Source organism: uncultured Thalassolituus sp. (genome assembly GCF_950066645.1).
Classification (GTDB): Bacteria; Pseudomonadota; Gammaproteobacteria; order Pseudomonadales; family Oceanobacteraceae; genus Thalassolituus.
The window spans coordinates 26,094-41,519 of record NZ_CATMFB010000016.1 but is presented as its reverse complement, the minus strand read 5'-3'; the positions used below and the strand labels follow the sequence as shown (position 1 = coordinate 41,519).

The window sequence follows — 15,426 nt, the reverse complement described above, 5'->3', positions numbered from 1 at the left end:
TCCCCCGGGCGGGCGGCCCATCCCCCTGCTTTCGCGCTTTCTGGGCCGTGAACCCGATATTTACTGGCTTTTCCGGCAACCGGCTCCGTCGGGCATCCATGCCCGTATGGAGCCTCGTTCGGCATCCTGCCTCACGTTGCCTGCAAAGCTGGCGTAAATCCCGGCGGCCCCAGAGGCGCATTACCATCCCGCGAAACCTACTCTCAAAATGAAAAACGATGTCACCGCGAAGCGCTGATAAAACCCGGCTTGTGATGACCCCGCGGGATCGCAGATAACGATGGGTGCTAACCGGCAGGACGCCGGTTAAGCCTGCCCCTTGCAGAAAAAACAAAGGCCTGGCTGCAGCCAAGAAAGCCTCCCTGCCAAAGGCAGCTACAAACCTTGAGGATCAGCAGGAAGCCAAAACCAAAAAGCCCGGCATCGCCGGGCTCTTCAAACCAGATAAGACGTCAGTCCTTAATCCGATACTCCGCTGAACGCGCGTGCGCGGTCAGGTGCTCTCCCCGTGCCAGCACGGAAGCCACTTTCCCCATTTCAGACGCGCCGTCTGCAGAGAACTTCACCAGCGATGAACGCTTCTGGAAGTCATATACCCCCAGCGGTGATGAGAAGCGCGCAGTACCAGAAGTCGGCAGTACGTGGTTTGGCCCAGCACAGTAGTCACCAAGAGCTTCTGCGGTATAGCGGCCCATAAAGATGGCACCGGCGTGGCGGATACCTGGCAGCCAGCTGTCCGGATCTTCCACTGAAAGCTCAAGGTGTTCTGGTGCGATACGGTTGATCAGCGCCAGCGCGTCTTCTTTACCGCTGGCCAGTATCATAGCGCCGCGATCAACCAGCGAAGTACGGATGATCGGCTCACGTTCCATGGTTGGCAGCAGTTTTTCGATGCTGGCCTGTACCTGATCCAGGAAGGCTTCGTCGGTCGCGACCAGTATCGACTGTGCGTCTTCGTCGTGCTCGGCCTGCGAGAACAGGTCCATGGCGATCCAGTCTGGGTTGGTATCACCATCGCACACGACGAGAATTTCGGATGGGCCAGCGATCATGTCGATACCCACCGCACCAAATACCATGCGCTTAGCGGTCGCGACGTAAATGTTGCCCGGACCAACAATTTTGTCGACCTTAGGAACGGTTGCTGTGCCGTAGGCCAGCGCAGCCACAGCCTGAGCACCACCGACGGTGAATACGCGGGTTACGCCTGCAGCTGCAGCGGCTGCCAGTACCAGCTGATTCAGTTCGCCGCCCGGAGTCGGTACGACCATGATGATTTCAGATACGCCTGCAACGTGGGCCGGAATCGCGTTCATCAGCACAGACGATGGGTACGCTGCTTTGCCGCCCGGTACATAGATACCAACGCGGTCCATTGGTGTGACCTTCTGGCCCAGCATAGTGCCGTCGGCTTCGGTGTAGCTCCAGGAATCCTGTTTCTGCTTTTCGTGGTATGCACGTACGCGCTCGGCTGCAGTCACCAGAGCGGTGCGCTCAGCATCGCTAAGACCATCGAGTGCGGCCTGAAGTTGTTCCTGCGACAGTTCCAGTTCAGCCATAGTCGCGACTGAGGTACGGTCAAATTTGTTGGTGTATTCGATCAGGGCTTCGTCACCACGTGCACGGACATCGTTAACGATGTTGGTCACGGCGGTCTGAACGCCAGCGTCTGACACGGCTTCCCATGCCAGCAGCTCGTCCATCTGTTGGGCGAAGTCTGCCTGATCAGAACGGAAACGACGGATGTTAATGCTCATGCCGGTACCCCTCAGGCGTTACGCTGACGCTCAACGGCGGCAGCCATCTGGTCGATGATAGGTTGGATCTGGTTGTATTTTACTTTCATCGAGGCACGGCTCGCTACTAAGCGTGAGCTGATCGGTGCGATCAGATCACGGGCTTCGAGGCCATTAGCCTTGAGGGTATTACCGGTATCAACGATATCTACAATCAGATCGGCCAGACCCATAATAGGTGCCAGCTCCATACCACCATAAAGCTTGATGATATCCACCTGACGGCCCTGCTCTGCAAAATAGCGCTTAGCGACATTCACAAACTTAGTCGCGACTTTTAAACGGCCTGCTGGCAGTTCAGCATCTTTCAGTGCCGCCGTCATAAGGCGACAGGTCGCGATATTCAGGTCCAGTGGCTCGCAGAGGTTGTCGCTGCTGTATTCCATCAGTACGTCTTTGCCCGCGACGCCCAGGTCGGCCGCACCGTATTCAACATAGGTAGGAACGTCGGTCGCACGGATCACCACCAACTTGATGTGCTCATGGTTGGTATCGAAAATCAGCTTACGGCTTTTCTTGATATCTTCAGCCGGATGAATACCCGCTTCCGCCAGCAGGGGAAGTGTGTCATCCAGAATACGCCCTTTGGAGAGTGCGATGGTCAATGGCTGAGTCATGGTAAGTCTGATCCTCTCTGAATCTCAGATGTTCTTGTGTCAGGCAGGCAGGCGACGGATGTTCGCGCCCAGCTGCTGGAATTTTTCTTCAATGCATTCGTAACCACGGTCGATGTGGTAAATACGGTTTACGTCGGTCGCCCCTTCGGCCACCAGGGCAGCCAGTACCAACGAGGCTGAGGCCCGCAGGTCGGTCGCCATTACCGGTGCTGCGCTCAGAGTGTCTTTGCCAGTCACCACGGCGGTATTACCCTCGACGTGGATATCTGCCCCCATACGCACCAGTTCCTGAGCGTGCATAAAGCGGTTCTCGAAGATGGTTTCAATAACCGTCCCGGTGCCTTCCGCAATTGCATTAAGTACAACAAATTGGGCCTGCATATCCGTCGGGAAAGCCGGATGAGGCGCGGTACGGATGTTCACAGCCTTTGGACGCTTGCCGTGCATATCCAGCTGAATCCAGTCGTCACCGGAGGTGACTTCGGCACCTGCTTCCTTGAGCTTGTGCAGAACCGCCTCAAGCAGAAGTGGATCAGTGTCTTTACACAGGACTTTGCCCCCGGTGACGGCAGCGGCCACAAGAAACGTTCCGGTTTCGATACGGTCTGGCAGAACACGGAACTCACACCCGTGCAGTTTTTCAACTCCCTGAATCACCAGAGTGTCAGTGCCTGCACCGCTGATCTTCGCGCCCATGGCATTGAGACAGTTCGCCAGATCGACCACCTCCGGTTCACGGGCAGCGTTTTCAATCACGGTTTCACCGTCGGCCAGCACAGCGGCCATCAGGATATTTTCTGTCCCGGTAACCGTCACAGTGTCCAGGAAAATATGCGCACCTTTCAGGCGTCCTTCCGGGGCCCAGGCTTTGACATAGCCTTCTTTAACCTCAACCTCAGCACCCAGGGCTTCCATACCACGCAGATGCAGATCAACCGGACGTGAGCCAATCGCGCAGCCACCCGGCAGCGACACTTCGGCTTCACCATAACGAGCCAACAGTGGACCCAGCACCAGAATAGAGGCGCGCATAGTGCGGACCAGGTCGTAAGGGGCAACCAGGCTGTTCAGCTCGCCACAGACGGTCTCAACGGACATGTCTTCATTGATCGCCACCTCAACACCCATGCGGCCAAGCAGCTCCAGCATGGTGGTAATGTCGTGCAGGTGAGGCAGGTTGCCTACATGCATCGGGCCTTCTGCCAGCAGGGTGGCTGCCAGAATAGGTAGTGCGGAGTTTTTCGCTCCCGAAATACGGACTTCGCCCTCAAGTCGGCGGCCGCCTTCAATTCTCAGTTTTTCCATAGAAGGCTCTTAGGCACCTGCTTTTTCAGCGGGCGTGAAGGTTTGAATGGACACCGCATGCAGACGGCCATCCACGATAAAAGGATTCAGGATTTTGTAGACATACTGCTGACGTTTCACGGCGTTCAGGCCATCAAATACCTCGCCAACACCGGTGATTTCTTTGACATAGCCGTCGGCGACCTGCCAGCTCACATCCGGGGCTGCAGTCTGCAGTACTTCGAGGATTTCTTCCGGGGACATAACCCTTTTACCACTCAATTCAGGAAAAGCGCCCAATAATAGCGGATTTATCCCACGAACCGAAGTGGCTGAACCTGATCTGGGTTAAGAGCAGGGTCTGCCGGACCACAGTTCAGGTTATTTTCCTGTCAGGGGCGCAAAAACAGATTCCAGGTCGCAGACATCAATGATGGCCTGCATATCGGCAGGAATGTTATCCAGTCGCAACGATACTTTCTGTGACAGACAGAAGCGCATCCAGTTCAGTAGCAGAGCCACGCCGGCGCTGCTGAACCGATCTACCCCAGACAGATCGAGGGTCCACTCCCCGCCTGCCGCTCTGATCGCGGCTTCGCCTGCGTCAATAACTCCGGCAACAGAGTGCACCGTCAGATCACCACTGAGGGTCGCGGTGGTTGCCGAAGTCGCAGTCAGAACTGGCGCGGCCATCAGCCTTCTGCCTTATCCAGGAAGAAGCGACCGATCAGCTCCTCAAGCACGATGGCAGACTGAGTTTCGTGGATCCAGTCTCCATCGGCCAGATAGTCAGCCTCGGCTCCCACCGTCAGCCCGATATACTTTTCGCCTAACAGGCCTGCCGTCAGGATTGCCGCAGACGTATCAGTGCTCAGTGTCGCCATGGCATTGGAATCAATCTCCATCTCGACGACCGCCATGTACCATTCTTTGTCCAGATAAATGCGGCTGACTTTGCCTACCGTCACCCCCGACATAGATACTTTGGCGCGCTCGGTGAGCCCCCCCAGATTTTCAAAGCGGGCCTTCAGCGTATAGGTCTCACCGCCTGCTTCCATCGACAGCCCACTGACCCGGAATGCCATCAGTACCAGAGCGATGATTCCCATTACCATAAATCCGCCGACCATCAGCTCGACATTACGCATTTGCATGGCTTATACGCCTCCCAACATGACCGCAGTCAGTACAAAATCCAGTCCCAGCACGGCCAGTGAAGAAATCACTACCGTCTGGGTTGTTGCTTTACCAATACCTTCAGAAGTAGGCGCAGAGTCATACCCCTGATACACCGCGATCCAGGTCACCACCAGACCAAACACGCTGGCTTTGATCAGTCCTTTGACCACATCTTCATAAAACGTCACTGTGTTGGCCATATTGCTCCAGTAGGCACCGTCGTACAGCCCAAGCAGGTCAACGGCAACGAAAGCGCCTCCCCAGATGCCGACTGTGCTGAACAACAGCGCCAGCACAGGCACGCTGATCACACCCGCCCAGAGGCGCGGTGTGACGACCCGTTTAAGAGGATCAACCCCCATCATCTCCATCGCGGACAACTGTTCGGTGGCTTTCATCAGACCAATCTCTGCGGTCAATGCAGAACCAGCACGTCCGGCAAACAGCAGCGCCGCCATCACCGGCCCCAGTTCACGGAGCAGAGTAAGCGATACCATAGTGCCCAGTGCAGACACGGAACCAAACTTAACCAGAATGTTGTAACCCTGGAGCGCAAGCACCATACCGACAAAAAAACCGGCCACGATAATAATGGAGAGTGAGCGGACACCCACTGAGTAGATCTGGCGGATCAGGTCGCGGAAACCTGCACTGCCTGGCCCACCCCAGGTCACTGACTGAGCAAACAGCATCCCGGCACGACCGATTGACTGGATCGACTCGACACCATAACGCCCCAGGCTGCGGATTTGACTGACCATGTGTTACTTCACTCCTGTCAGCAGGTCCTGACGGTAATCATCCGCCGGATAATGGAACGGCACAGGTCCGTCCGGATCACCATTAAGGAACTGACGGACTTCGGCATTATCGCCATTGCGTAACTCGTCAGGGGTCCCGAACCCGATCACTTTGCCTCCTGACACGATGCACAGAAAATCGGCAATCTGACAGGACTCCTCAACATCATGAGACACCAGCAGACTGGTCAGCCCCAGAGCCTCGTTCAGCCCTTTAATTAAGCGGAGAATCATCCCCATTGATATCGGATCAAGGCCAGTGAAAGGCTCATCGTACATGATGAGCTCAGGGTCCATCGCGATGGATCTGGCCAGAGCAACCCGGCGCACCATGCCACCAGACAGCTCCGCTGGGAACAGATCCCGCGCGCCGCGCAGTCCAACCGCCTCCAGCTTCATGAGTACAAGATCACGGATCATGGCTTCTGGCAGGTCAGTATGAACGCGCAGGGGAAATGCGACGTTTTCAAAAACGGACAGGTCAGTAAACAGACCACTGGTCTGAAACAGCATGCCCATCTTGTCACGTCGGAGCGCCAACAGTTCGTTGCGGGACATTCGGCCAACGTCACCACCGTTTACCAGCACCTCTCCGGAGTCTGCTTTCAGCTGTCCGCCGATCATGCGCAACAGGGTCGTTTTACCTGTCCCGCTCGGCCCCATAATCGCAGTAATTCTGCCTCGGGGGAAAGAGACGTTGAGTCCGTCGTAAATCAAGCGCTCGCCACGCCGGAAGCGGACATCCCGGACTTCGACGTGTGCACTGCTGTCAGACATCTTCTGTGCCTTTTTAAATCACGAAAAGTCGCTAGCATATCGGAATGTGACTGGCATACCAACGGCCAAAAGCCGACCGGCCCGGCCTGTACCGGGAACGACCTGTTGCAATTGCGCGGAAAATTACCTCCGGTACAATGGCAGGCTGTTTTTTCTCACGGGTTTTTCTATGTACGCTGAAATCGGCGCCGTCGTCGCAGGCCTCATTCTTCTGGTATGGAGTGCTGACAAATTTGTGATCGGTGCGGCAGCGACTGCCAGACACATGGGAATGTCCCCTCTTCTGGTGGGCCTGACGATAGTCTCTATCGGCACGTCCGCGCCTGAAATGTTCGTATCGGCGATGGCTGCTCTGGATGGTGCAGGTAACCTTGCGATCGGTAACGCACTGGGCTCCAACATCACCAACATTGCGCTTGTGCTGGGGATTACCGCGCTGGTTGCTCCCATCCCGCTGCAGAAAGGTCTGTTGAAAAAAGAACTGCCGTTACTGGTGATCGTCAGCCTGCTTGGCGGGGTTGTCCTGTTTGACCTGACACTGGATATGACTGACGCCATCATTCTGATCGTCGCCTTTCTCTTCGCCCTCTACCTTATGTTTCAGGATTCGTCCGACAGTGGCGACGCTATCATGGACGAAGATGAAGCCGCTGAGATTGAAAGCACGCCGACCGGCATGGCAGTTTTCTGGTTGATTACCGGTCTGGTTCTGTTGATGGTTGCCTCAAAAGCACTCGTCTGGGGAGCGACCGGGATTGCTACGGCCATGGGCGTGAGCGAACTGATTATCGGACTCACTATCGTCGCCATCGGCACCAGCCTCCCGGAGCTGGCAGCCTCTGTCACCAGCGCCCTGAAAGGCCATCACGACATCGCCATCGGCAACGTGATTGGTTCCAACATATTCAACCTGCTTGCTGTAATGCCGATTCCCGGTCTGCTGGCAGTCACCGCCGTTGAGCCAATGGCACTTTACCGCGATTACGCTGTCATGATGGCTGTGACCATTGCCCTACTGGTTTTTTTCCTGATCAGTTACCGCAAGGGCACCATGGGTCGGATCACCGGCACACTGCTGACCGGATCCTATGTCGCGTACCTCGGCTTTCTTTTTATAGCGAATCAATAAGTTATGAGCGAATCGAACACATTTAATTTTATCGAATCAGCACGCCGCACCCTGCGCCTGGAGCAGGAAGCGGTTGGTCAGCTGCAGAATCACCTTGATGAGAATTTCACCCGCGCCTGCCAGCTGGTCATACAGTGCCGCGGCCGCGTTGTCGTTACAGGCATGGGCAAGTCCGGTCACATCGGTAATAAAATGGCCGCAACCCTCGCAAGTACGGGCACGCCTGCCTTCTTCGTGCATCCGGGCGAGGCCAGCCACGGCGATATGGGAATGATCACCTCAGCCGACGTTGTGATCGCGCTGTCGAACTCAGGCGAGACCAGTGAAGTCACCAGCCTGCTGCCTCTGCTCAAGCGCATGGGAACCCGACTGATCAGCATGACCGGAAACTCTCAATCCACCCTGGCAAAAGCAGCAGACAGTCACCTGTATACAGGCGTTGAGCAGGAAGCCTGCCCTCTCGATCTGGCCCCTACTTCATCAACGACCTGTGCATTGGTGATGGGGGATGCGCTGGCAATCGCTCTGCTCGAAGCCAAAGGCTTTACGGCTGAAGACTTCGCCTTCTCCCATCCGGGTGGCAGCCTTGGCCGACGCCTGTTGCTGAAAGTAGAAGACATCATGCACGCAGGTGAGCAGATCCCCGTCGTTGAGACCGGAACATCCCTGTCACAGGCGCTTCTGGTTGCCACGTCCAAAGGGCTTGGCATGACAACGGTCGCGGCGAGCGACGGTTCACTCGCCGGTATTTTCACAGACGGTGACTTACGTCGCGCAATCGATCACGGCGTGGACATCCATACGGCTACGATGAACGACGTTATGACCCGGAACTGTAAAACCATCGCACCGGGCACTCTGGCCGCCGAAGCCCTGAAAGTAATGGAAGACAGCAAGATCAACGCTCTGGTGGTGCAGCACGACGGTAACACCGTCGGCGTCATTAACATGCACGACCTGTTACGCGCTGGTGTGATCTGATGCGTAAGCGCTACCTGCTGCTTTTTCTTACAGTCGCTCTGGGCCTGTCGCTGATGGCGGTTGACCGCTATACCCGCGAGATTTCCGCCCCGACTGCAGAACAGCAGGTAGCGGAGCCCGATTACTATGGCTCCATGTTGATCAGTCGTCGTTACGGCGAGGATGGCCAGCTGATCGATACGTTTTATGCGACATCATCCGTGCATTACCCGCAGAACGACACCAGTGTATTCACACAGCCACAGCTACTCGTCAGTCAGAATAACGACTGGCTGATGACGGCCGATGAGGGCGTTCTCAGCGGCACCGATCACCTGCTGAAGCTCAGTGGGAATATTCTTATCCGTCCACAATCTGACGACAGTGACTGGCAACTGAACACCACCCGCATGCAATACGATTTAAACCGCCGCATAGCCAGTTCAGACGAGTTGGTTACCATCACAGGTGAAAGCAGCACAATGACAGGTACCGGTATGCTTTTTGACGCCGACCACCAGCGCCTTGAGCTGAAGACTGGAGTACGAACTCATTATGTCCCTGAATAAATTACTGCTCGCAGCACTCGCCTGCCTGCCGGTACTGAGCAACGCCCTGCAGCAGGACTGGCAACAGGAGATGACTATCCTTTCCGACCGCGCCGAGATTGATCGTCGGGCTGGCACCGTTATCTACGAGGGCAATGTTGTTCTTACTCAGGGCACCCTGAAAATTGAAGCAGAAAGACTGCTCATCCTGCGTGATGGTGATGTTCTGGAAAAAGCCGTCGCCGAAGGCTCGCCCGCGCGCTATGAACAGGAAATCGAGCCCGGTAAACCGGTGACGCACGCACACGGTAACCGGATCGATTATTACACCGCAGACCGCCGTATTACCCTGCGCGGCGACGCTGAACTGGAGCAGGACGGCAATGTCTTCAGCGGCGACACCATTACCTACGACATGAACACAGAAACCGTTAAAGCCAGCGGCAATAAGGCCAACGAGAATATCGGTCAGACAACTGAAGACGGCCGGATCAAAGTCGTTATCCAACCGCAGAAAGCGCCGGAAACTCCTTGATATGAAAACATTGAAAGCCCTGAATCTGGCCAAGAGCTATAACGGTCGAGAGGTGGTCAAGGATGTATCCATGACCGTAGAGAGCGGGCAGATCGTTGGCCTGCTCGGCCCGAACGGTGCGGGCAAAACCACCTGCTTCTACATGATCGTCAACCTGGTTCAGGCTGATCGCGGCCGCGTAGAAATAGATGGAGAAGACATCAGTCATCTGCCGATGCATGGCCGTGCACAGAAAGGCATTGGCTACCTGCCTCAGGAAGCGTCGATTTTCCGCAAGCTCAGCGTTGCAGACAATATCATGGCCATCCTTGAGACCCGCCCTGAGCTGAACAAAGCGCAACGGAAGCAGCACCTTGAGCAGCTGCTCGATGAGTTTCATATTCAACATATCCGCGACAGTCTCGGCATGGCGCTGTCAGGCGGCGAGCGTCGTCGGGTAGAAATTGCCCGTGCACTGGCGGCAGAGCCCTCCTTTGTCCTGCTTGATGAACCTTTCGCTGGGGTTGACCCAATTTCCGTGTCTGACATTATGGACATCATCCGCCAGCTTAAATCACGGGGCATAGGTGTACTGATTACAGACCATAACGTCCGTGAGACACTGGCTATCTGTGAGAAGGCATTTATTGTCGGCGGAGGCCATATCATTGCGGAAGGCACACCGGAAGAGGTCCTGGCCAGCGAACAGGTGCGCAAAGTTTACCTCGGTGATGATTTCCGACTTTAAAAGTTGGTGTAAGCTCTAGCAAAATAGATTCCATCATTCGCTGCTTAACCTATAATATCGGTCATAGCAGACGATTAAGATGTTTGGTTGCACAGGTCGGTTATTAATTTTTTATGAAGACATCTCTCCAGCTCAAGATGGGTCAGCAGCTGACCATGACGCCGCAGCTGCAACAGGCCATCCGACTGTTACAGCTGTCGACGCTGGATCTGCAACAGGAAATTCAGGAAGCCCTGGATTCCAACCCAATGCTGGAAAGCGAAGAGTTCGATGAAGCACCGTCTGAATCAGACAACAGCAATCAGGACAGCGACTACAGCGACTCAGGGGCAGAGACGACCGCCTCAGACAACAACGATTACGAATTTGAACACAGCTCTGACCAGCAGGATCTCAATGATCAGTGGTCGGATGACAAACTCCCCGACGACCTCCCGGTAGACAGCCAGTGGGAAGACACCTTTCAGGTGTCAGCGACGGTCGCGAGCAGTGGTGGCCCGGTAGACGATGACTTCGACTATGATGCCCGCCATGCCACCACCGACAGCCTTCAGGATCACCTGCTCTGGCAACTTAACCTGACTCCCATGAGTGACACCGACCGCGAGATAGCAACGATGCTGATCGACGGGGTCGATGACGATGGTTACCTGCACACAACGATCGAAGACGTCCTGGAAAGCATGGACCCGTCACTGGATGTCGAAGAAGACGAGGTCCAGGCGGTTCTTAAACGCCTGCAGCAGTTTGATCCGGCGGGCGTATTTGCCCGAGACCTGCGCGAATGTCTGATGTTGCAATTGCATCAGCTGCCGGAAGGCACTCCCTGGTTACCCGAAGCCCGCTCTGTACTGAGAGATTATATTGATCTCCTTGGCAGTCGTGATTACCCGACGCTGATGCGTAAAACACGCCTGAAAGAAGAAGATCTGAAATCTGTTCTGCGTCTGATTAAAGAGCTGAATCCAAAGCCCGGCTCTGGCATTTCTGAGCAGCAGTCAGAATATGTTATTCCCGATGTCATCGTCCGCCAGTTGCGCGACGAGTGGCGCGTTGAACTGAATCCGGAAATTGCTCCTAAGCTCCGGGTGAACGCTGACTATGCCGCCTTGATCCGCCGCTCAGATAACAGTGCCGACAATTCTTTCCTGAAAGATAACCTGCAGGAAGCCCGCTGGTTTATTAAAAGCCTGCAGAGCCGCAATGAAACTCTGCTTAAAGTGGCCACGAAAATTGTCGAATATCAGATCGAATTTTTTGAGCGCGGTGATGAGGGCATGAAGCCACTGGTGCTGCACGATATTGCCGAAGCAGTAGGCATGCATGAATCGACCATTTCACGGGTGACGACGCAGAAATATATGCACACACCGCGTGGAATTTTTGAGCTTAAATATTTCTTCTCAAGTCACGTCAGTACCGACAGTGGCGGGGAGTGTTCTTCTACCGCAATCCGTGCCATGATCAAAAAACTGATTGCCGAAGAAAATACCCGCAAACCGCTGAGCGATAACAAAATCGCGACTATGCTGGGTGAGAAAGGTATTCAGGTGGCACGTCGCACCGTAGCCAAGTACCGGGAGGCAATGATGATTCCGCCTTCCAACGAGAGAAAGCAGCTCATCTGAGCTGAAACCATCCCAAGCCAGTACACATAAGGAGACTGGGTATGCAGATCAATATCAGTGGTCATCATGTTGATGTAACAGATTCAATGCAGGCATACGTAGAAGAAAAAATGTCAAAGCTGACACGACACTTTGACAATATCACCAATGGACAGGTTACCCTCACGGTCGTTAAAGACCGCCAGACTGCTGAAGCGACAATCCACGTAACAGGGCACGACCTTCACGCCAAGGCGGAAAATGAAGATATGTACACCGCCATTGATCAGATGACTGACAAGCTTGATCGTCAGGTTCTGAAGCACAAAGAAAAACTGGTGGCGCGTCAACACGGACAAGGCTGATTTCATGGCACTTCGCATCGAGGATATCCTTTCACCGGAACGATCTCTGGTGGATGTCCAGGTGTCCAGTAAGAAAAAACTGCTGGAACAACTCGCAACCATCATCGCCACTACCCTCGGCGATGCTTCTGCGGATGATATTTACGAGCGACTTCTGAACCGGGAGCGCATGGGCAGTACCGGGATTGGTGAAGGCATTGCTATCCCCCACTGCCGCCTGCTGCAATGCCAGCAGGCCATTGGCATGTTGCTCCGGTTAGAAGAACCAATTGATTACGACGCTATCGACGGCAAACCCATCGACCTGGTGTTTGCCCTGTTGGTACCGGAAGAAGCGACTGACGAGCACCTGCAGATTCTTGCAACACTGGCCGGTAACTTCAGTCAGGAAGAATACAGGGATGCGCTGCGCAAAGCGCCCGATGCCCGTCACCTCTACCTGCGGGCCATCGCTGGTAAGGAATAACATTCAGGGAGAAAGCAATGCGACTGGTTGTCATCAGTGGTCGTTCCGGGTCGGGCAAGTCAGCCGCCTTGCATGTACTCGAAGATCAGGGTTTTTACTGTATCGACAACCTGCCGATTGGCTTACTCCCCGAACTGGCCCGTCAGGCCGAAGCGGATGAGAAACTCACCCGTGTGGCTGTCAGTATTGATGCCCGCAACCTGTCTCAGACAGGTGAGCCGATTGATCAGCTGCTGTTTGATCTCCCCCATGAACAGTATCAGCTGGACGTTGTTTATCTCGATGCTACTGACAGTGTCCTGCTACAGCGCTTCAGCGCGACACGCCGCAAGCACCCGCTGACAAGTTCAACATTATCCCTGGCAGAGGCAATTGAGCAGGAAAGAACCCTGCTTGATCCTATTGCCAATATGGCTGATCTGTCGCTTGATACGACTCATATGTCAGTGCATGACCTGCGCAGTCTGATTCGCTTACGCGTCGCTGATAAAGAAAGCGCAGAGATGTCGATCCTGTTCGAGTCTTTCGGTTTCAAACATGGCATCCCGATAGATGCGGATTACGTCTTCGATGTTCGGCATCTGCCTAACCCTTATTGGGATGAGCGCCTGCGCCATCTCACCGGGCTGGACACCGATATCCGTCATTTCCTGGGTGACCACAGCGTCGTGGCAGACATGCGCCAGGATCTCGAATCTTTCCTTGAGCGCTGGTTACCACAGTTTATCGAGGCCAACCGCAGTTACATGACCATCGCGATCGGCTGTACCGGGGGGCAACACCGCTCTGTATTTATGGCAGAAGAGCTGGCCGCGCTGTTCCGCAAGAAACACCCCAATGTCCAGGTTCGCCACAGAGAACTGGCACGAAAATCAGAATCAGGACATTAACCATGATCCAGCAGAACCTCCTCATCATTAACAAACTGGGGCTTCATGCCCGTGCCGCAGCAAAGCTGGTGTCGACAGCAGCGGCGTTTTCCAGCCAGATCCGTGTCGGACACTCCGGGCGGATGGTCGACTGCAAAAGCATTATGTCCGTCATGATGCTGGCCGCGAGCAAAGGAACGGAACTGACCTTCGAGATCGAAGGCAGCGATGCCGAAGCGGCTCTGAGCGCCATCGACGACCTGATCAACCGCCGCTTTGATGAAGAAGAATAAGCCCCGTAAAACAGAGTTTTAGCCACATTTCTGCGAGTAGTTTCGTGGTATCAGCGGTCCAATCAGGCTAAAATCTGATAACCCCGATATTTTCTGGCTCAGGCTCGCAGATGGCACAGCATACGGAAAAGGCAAAAGCAAAACTCCACAGCCTGAATCTTGCGCTGGAAAGCGGAGCTATGGCCAAAGTTCAGCGCATCCTGAACTCCGGTCTCGCATCTGCAGACGTCGCCCACCTTATTGAATCCTCCCCTCCTAAAGTACGTAAGGTACTGTGGGAGCTCGTTGATAAAGAACTGGAAGGTGAAGTCCTCCAGTATCTGAGCGAAGAACTGCAGACGCACTTCCTGTCTGACATGAGCGCTGAAGAAGTGATCGATATCACTTCTGACCTCGACGCCGATGACGTGGCTGATATGCTGCAGCAACTTCCTGAGCGGGTGACGCAGGAAGTTCTGGATGCCATGGATCACGCCGACCGTGCGCGCCTGGAAGCCGTACTTGGTTATCCGGAAGACAGCGCTGGCGGTCTGATGAACACCGATACGGTGACCATCCGTCCGGACATCACCCTTGAAGTCGTGATGCGCTATCTGCGCCGCCACCACGAACTTCCCGAAATGACAGACACCCTGCTGGTCGTTAACCGTAACAACGAATACATCGGTGTACTGACAATCAATAAGCTTCTGGTCAGTGATCCTCAACAGACAGTGCGTGAGGTCATGAGCACCGAAGCACGGGTAATCCCTGCAACGATGCCTGATACCGAAGTGGCCAAGCTGTTCGAACGCCACGACCTTGTTTCGGCGCCGGTCGTCGATGCCGAAGGACACCTGATCGGTCGTATCACTATCGATGACGTGGTTGACGTCATCCGTGAGACCGCTGATCACTCACTGCTGAGTTCTGTGGGTCTCGATGAAGAAGAAGACACCTTTGCTCCGGCACTGAAAACCAGCCGCCGCCGGGCGGTCTGGCTGGGCATCAATCTACTGACCGCCCTCGCGGCTTCTGCCGTGATTGGGCTGTTCGATAAAACCATCGAACAGGTCGTGGCTCTTGCTGTCCTGATGCCGATTGTCGCCAGTATGGGGGGCATTGCCGGCAGTCAGGTTCTGACACTCGTCATCCGGGGGCAGGCCGTCGGCCACCTGTCAGGTGCAAACTTCCGCTGGCTGTTTAACCGGGAAATTATTGTCGCCGGTATCAATGGTGTGCTCTGGGCTCTGGTGATCGCGCTGATTACTCTTCTCTGGTTCAGAGACGCCGGTATTGCGGTCATTATCGCCGCCGCCATTATTATTAATCTGCTCGTAGCTGCGGTTACGGGCGCCGCACTGCCACTGATACTCAAAGCGCGGGGAATAGACCCCGCCCTTGCAGGTGGTGTTATCCTTACGACCGTCACTGATGTGATCGGCTTTTTATCTTTTCTGGGTCTCGCGACCCTGTTTTACCTCTGAGCGGAGCC

At 54.9% G+C, this 15,426-nt stretch carries 19 protein-coding genes; 11 read left to right on the top strand and 8 right to left on the bottom strand.

Features of this window, described 5'->3' with window-relative positions; all coding sequences use genetic code 11:
* Window positions 1–452 precede the first annotated feature (452 nt).
* From hisD to Q1L85_RS14025, 8 genes are all read right to left on the bottom strand, one after another.
* Entirely contained in the window at window positions 453–1,757 is a 1,305-nt protein-coding gene (gene hisD / locus Q1L85_RS14060) for a histidinol dehydrogenase (RefSeq protein WP_300433442.1), read from the bottom strand.
* Between the two features lie 11 nt (window positions 1,758–1,768).
* The gene (gene hisG / locus Q1L85_RS14055) at window positions 1,769–2,413 is read right to left on the bottom strand and encodes an ATP phosphoribosyltransferase (protein ID WP_300428022.1); all 645 of its coding nucleotides are present in this window, start codon (window positions 2,411–2,413) and stop codon (window positions 1,769–1,771) included.
* 39 nt (window positions 2,414–2,452) lie between these two features.
* A complete protein-coding gene (gene murA, locus Q1L85_RS14050; protein WP_300428023.1) occupies window positions 2,453–3,718 on the bottom strand; it encodes a UDP-N-acetylglucosamine 1-carboxyvinyltransferase in 1,266 nt (421 codons plus the stop codon).
* 9 nt (window positions 3,719–3,727) lie between these two features.
* On the bottom strand, window positions 3,728–3,961 hold the full coding sequence (locus Q1L85_RS14045; protein WP_300428025.1) for a BolA family protein: 234 nt from the start codon (window positions 3,959–3,961) through the stop codon (window positions 3,728–3,730).
* 117 nt (window positions 3,962–4,078) lie between these two features.
* Window positions 4,079–4,390 carry an STAS domain-containing protein gene (locus Q1L85_RS14040; protein WP_300428026.1) on the bottom strand — a complete coding sequence of 104 codons (312 nt, stop codon included), beginning with the start codon at window positions 4,388–4,390 and terminating at the stop codon, window positions 4,079–4,081.
* A complete protein-coding gene (gene mlaD / locus Q1L85_RS14035) occupies window positions 4,390–4,851 on the bottom strand; it encodes an outer membrane lipid asymmetry maintenance protein MlaD (RefSeq protein WP_300428027.1) in 462 nt (153 codons plus the stop codon). Before mlaD ends, Q1L85_RS14040 begins: the two co-directional genes overlap by 1 nt.
* A gap of 3 nt (window positions 4,852–4,854) precedes the next feature.
* Window positions 4,855–5,637: a lipid asymmetry maintenance ABC transporter permease subunit MlaE gene (gene mlaE / locus Q1L85_RS14030; protein ID WP_300428028.1), complete on the bottom strand. Its 783-nt coding sequence runs from the start codon at window positions 5,635–5,637 to the stop codon at window positions 4,855–4,857.
* Window positions 5,638–5,640: 3 nt separating this feature from the next.
* Window positions 5,641–6,453: an ABC transporter ATP-binding protein gene (locus Q1L85_RS14025; RefSeq protein ID WP_300428029.1), complete on the bottom strand. Its 813-nt coding sequence runs from the start codon at window positions 6,451–6,453 to the stop codon at window positions 5,641–5,643.
* A 169-nt stretch (window positions 6,454–6,622) separates the two neighbouring features.
* Between Q1L85_RS14025 and Q1L85_RS14020 the strand changes: the two genes are divergently transcribed.
* The 11 genes from Q1L85_RS14020 to mgtE all read left to right on the top strand — a co-directional run bounded on the left by Q1L85_RS14020 (window position 6,623) and on the right by mgtE (window position 15,418).
* Window positions 6,623–7,582, top strand: a complete 960-nt coding sequence (locus Q1L85_RS14020; protein ID WP_300428030.1) for a calcium/sodium antiporter — start codon at window positions 6,623–6,625, stop codon at window positions 7,580–7,582.
* A gap of 3 nt (window positions 7,583–7,585) precedes the next feature.
* Entirely contained in the window at window positions 7,586–8,563 is a 978-nt protein-coding gene (locus Q1L85_RS14015; RefSeq protein ID WP_300428031.1) for a KpsF/GutQ family sugar-phosphate isomerase, read from the top strand.
* Window positions 8,563–9,111: an LPS export ABC transporter periplasmic protein LptC gene (gene lptC, locus Q1L85_RS14010; protein WP_300428032.1), complete on the top strand. Its 549-nt coding sequence runs from the start codon at window positions 8,563–8,565 to the stop codon at window positions 9,109–9,111. The genes Q1L85_RS14015 and lptC overlap by 1 nt, the downstream gene beginning before the upstream one ends.
* Window positions 9,098–9,625 (top strand): lipopolysaccharide transport periplasmic protein LptA, encoded by a 528-nt coding sequence (lptA, locus tag Q1L85_RS14005; RefSeq protein WP_300428033.1) that lies wholly within the window; start codon window positions 9,098–9,100, stop codon window positions 9,623–9,625. The genes lptC and lptA overlap by 14 nt, the downstream gene beginning before the upstream one ends.
* Before the next feature lies 1 nt (window position 9,626).
* Window positions 9,627–10,352 carry an LPS export ABC transporter ATP-binding protein gene (gene lptB, locus Q1L85_RS14000; protein WP_300428034.1) on the top strand — a complete coding sequence of 242 codons (726 nt, stop codon included), beginning with the start codon at window positions 9,627–9,629 and terminating at the stop codon, window positions 10,350–10,352.
* Between the two features lie 113 nt (window positions 10,353–10,465).
* A complete protein-coding gene (locus Q1L85_RS13995; RefSeq protein ID WP_300428035.1) occupies window positions 10,466–11,980 on the top strand; it encodes an RNA polymerase factor sigma-54 in 1,515 nt (504 codons plus the stop codon).
* 41 nt (window positions 11,981–12,021) lie between these two features.
* Window positions 12,022–12,324, top strand: coding sequence for a ribosome hibernation-promoting factor, HPF/YfiA family (gene hpf / locus Q1L85_RS13990; RefSeq protein ID WP_300428036.1), 303 nt, complete (start codon window positions 12,022–12,024; stop codon window positions 12,322–12,324).
* 4 nt (window positions 12,325–12,328) lie between these two features.
* Window positions 12,329–12,790 carry a PTS IIA-like nitrogen regulatory protein PtsN gene (ptsN, locus tag Q1L85_RS13985; protein ID WP_300428037.1) on the top strand — a complete coding sequence of 154 codons (462 nt, stop codon included), beginning with the start codon at window positions 12,329–12,331 and terminating at the stop codon, window positions 12,788–12,790.
* 17 nt (window positions 12,791–12,807) lie between these two features.
* Window positions 12,808–13,680 (top strand): RNase adapter RapZ, encoded by an 873-nt coding sequence (gene rapZ, locus Q1L85_RS13980; RefSeq protein ID WP_300428038.1) that lies wholly within the window; start codon window positions 12,808–12,810, stop codon window positions 13,678–13,680.
* Between the two features lie 2 nt (window positions 13,681–13,682).
* The gene (locus Q1L85_RS13975; protein ID WP_300433441.1) at window positions 13,683–13,952 is read left to right on the top strand and encodes an HPr family phosphocarrier protein; all 270 of its coding nucleotides are present in this window, start codon (window positions 13,683–13,685) and stop codon (window positions 13,950–13,952) included.
* Window positions 13,953–14,062: 110 nt separating this feature from the next.
* On the top strand, window positions 14,063–15,418 hold the full coding sequence (mgtE, locus tag Q1L85_RS13970) for a magnesium transporter (protein ID WP_300433440.1): 1,356 nt from the start codon (window positions 14,063–14,065) through the stop codon (window positions 15,416–15,418).
* Window positions 15,419–15,426: the final 8 nt, after the last annotated feature.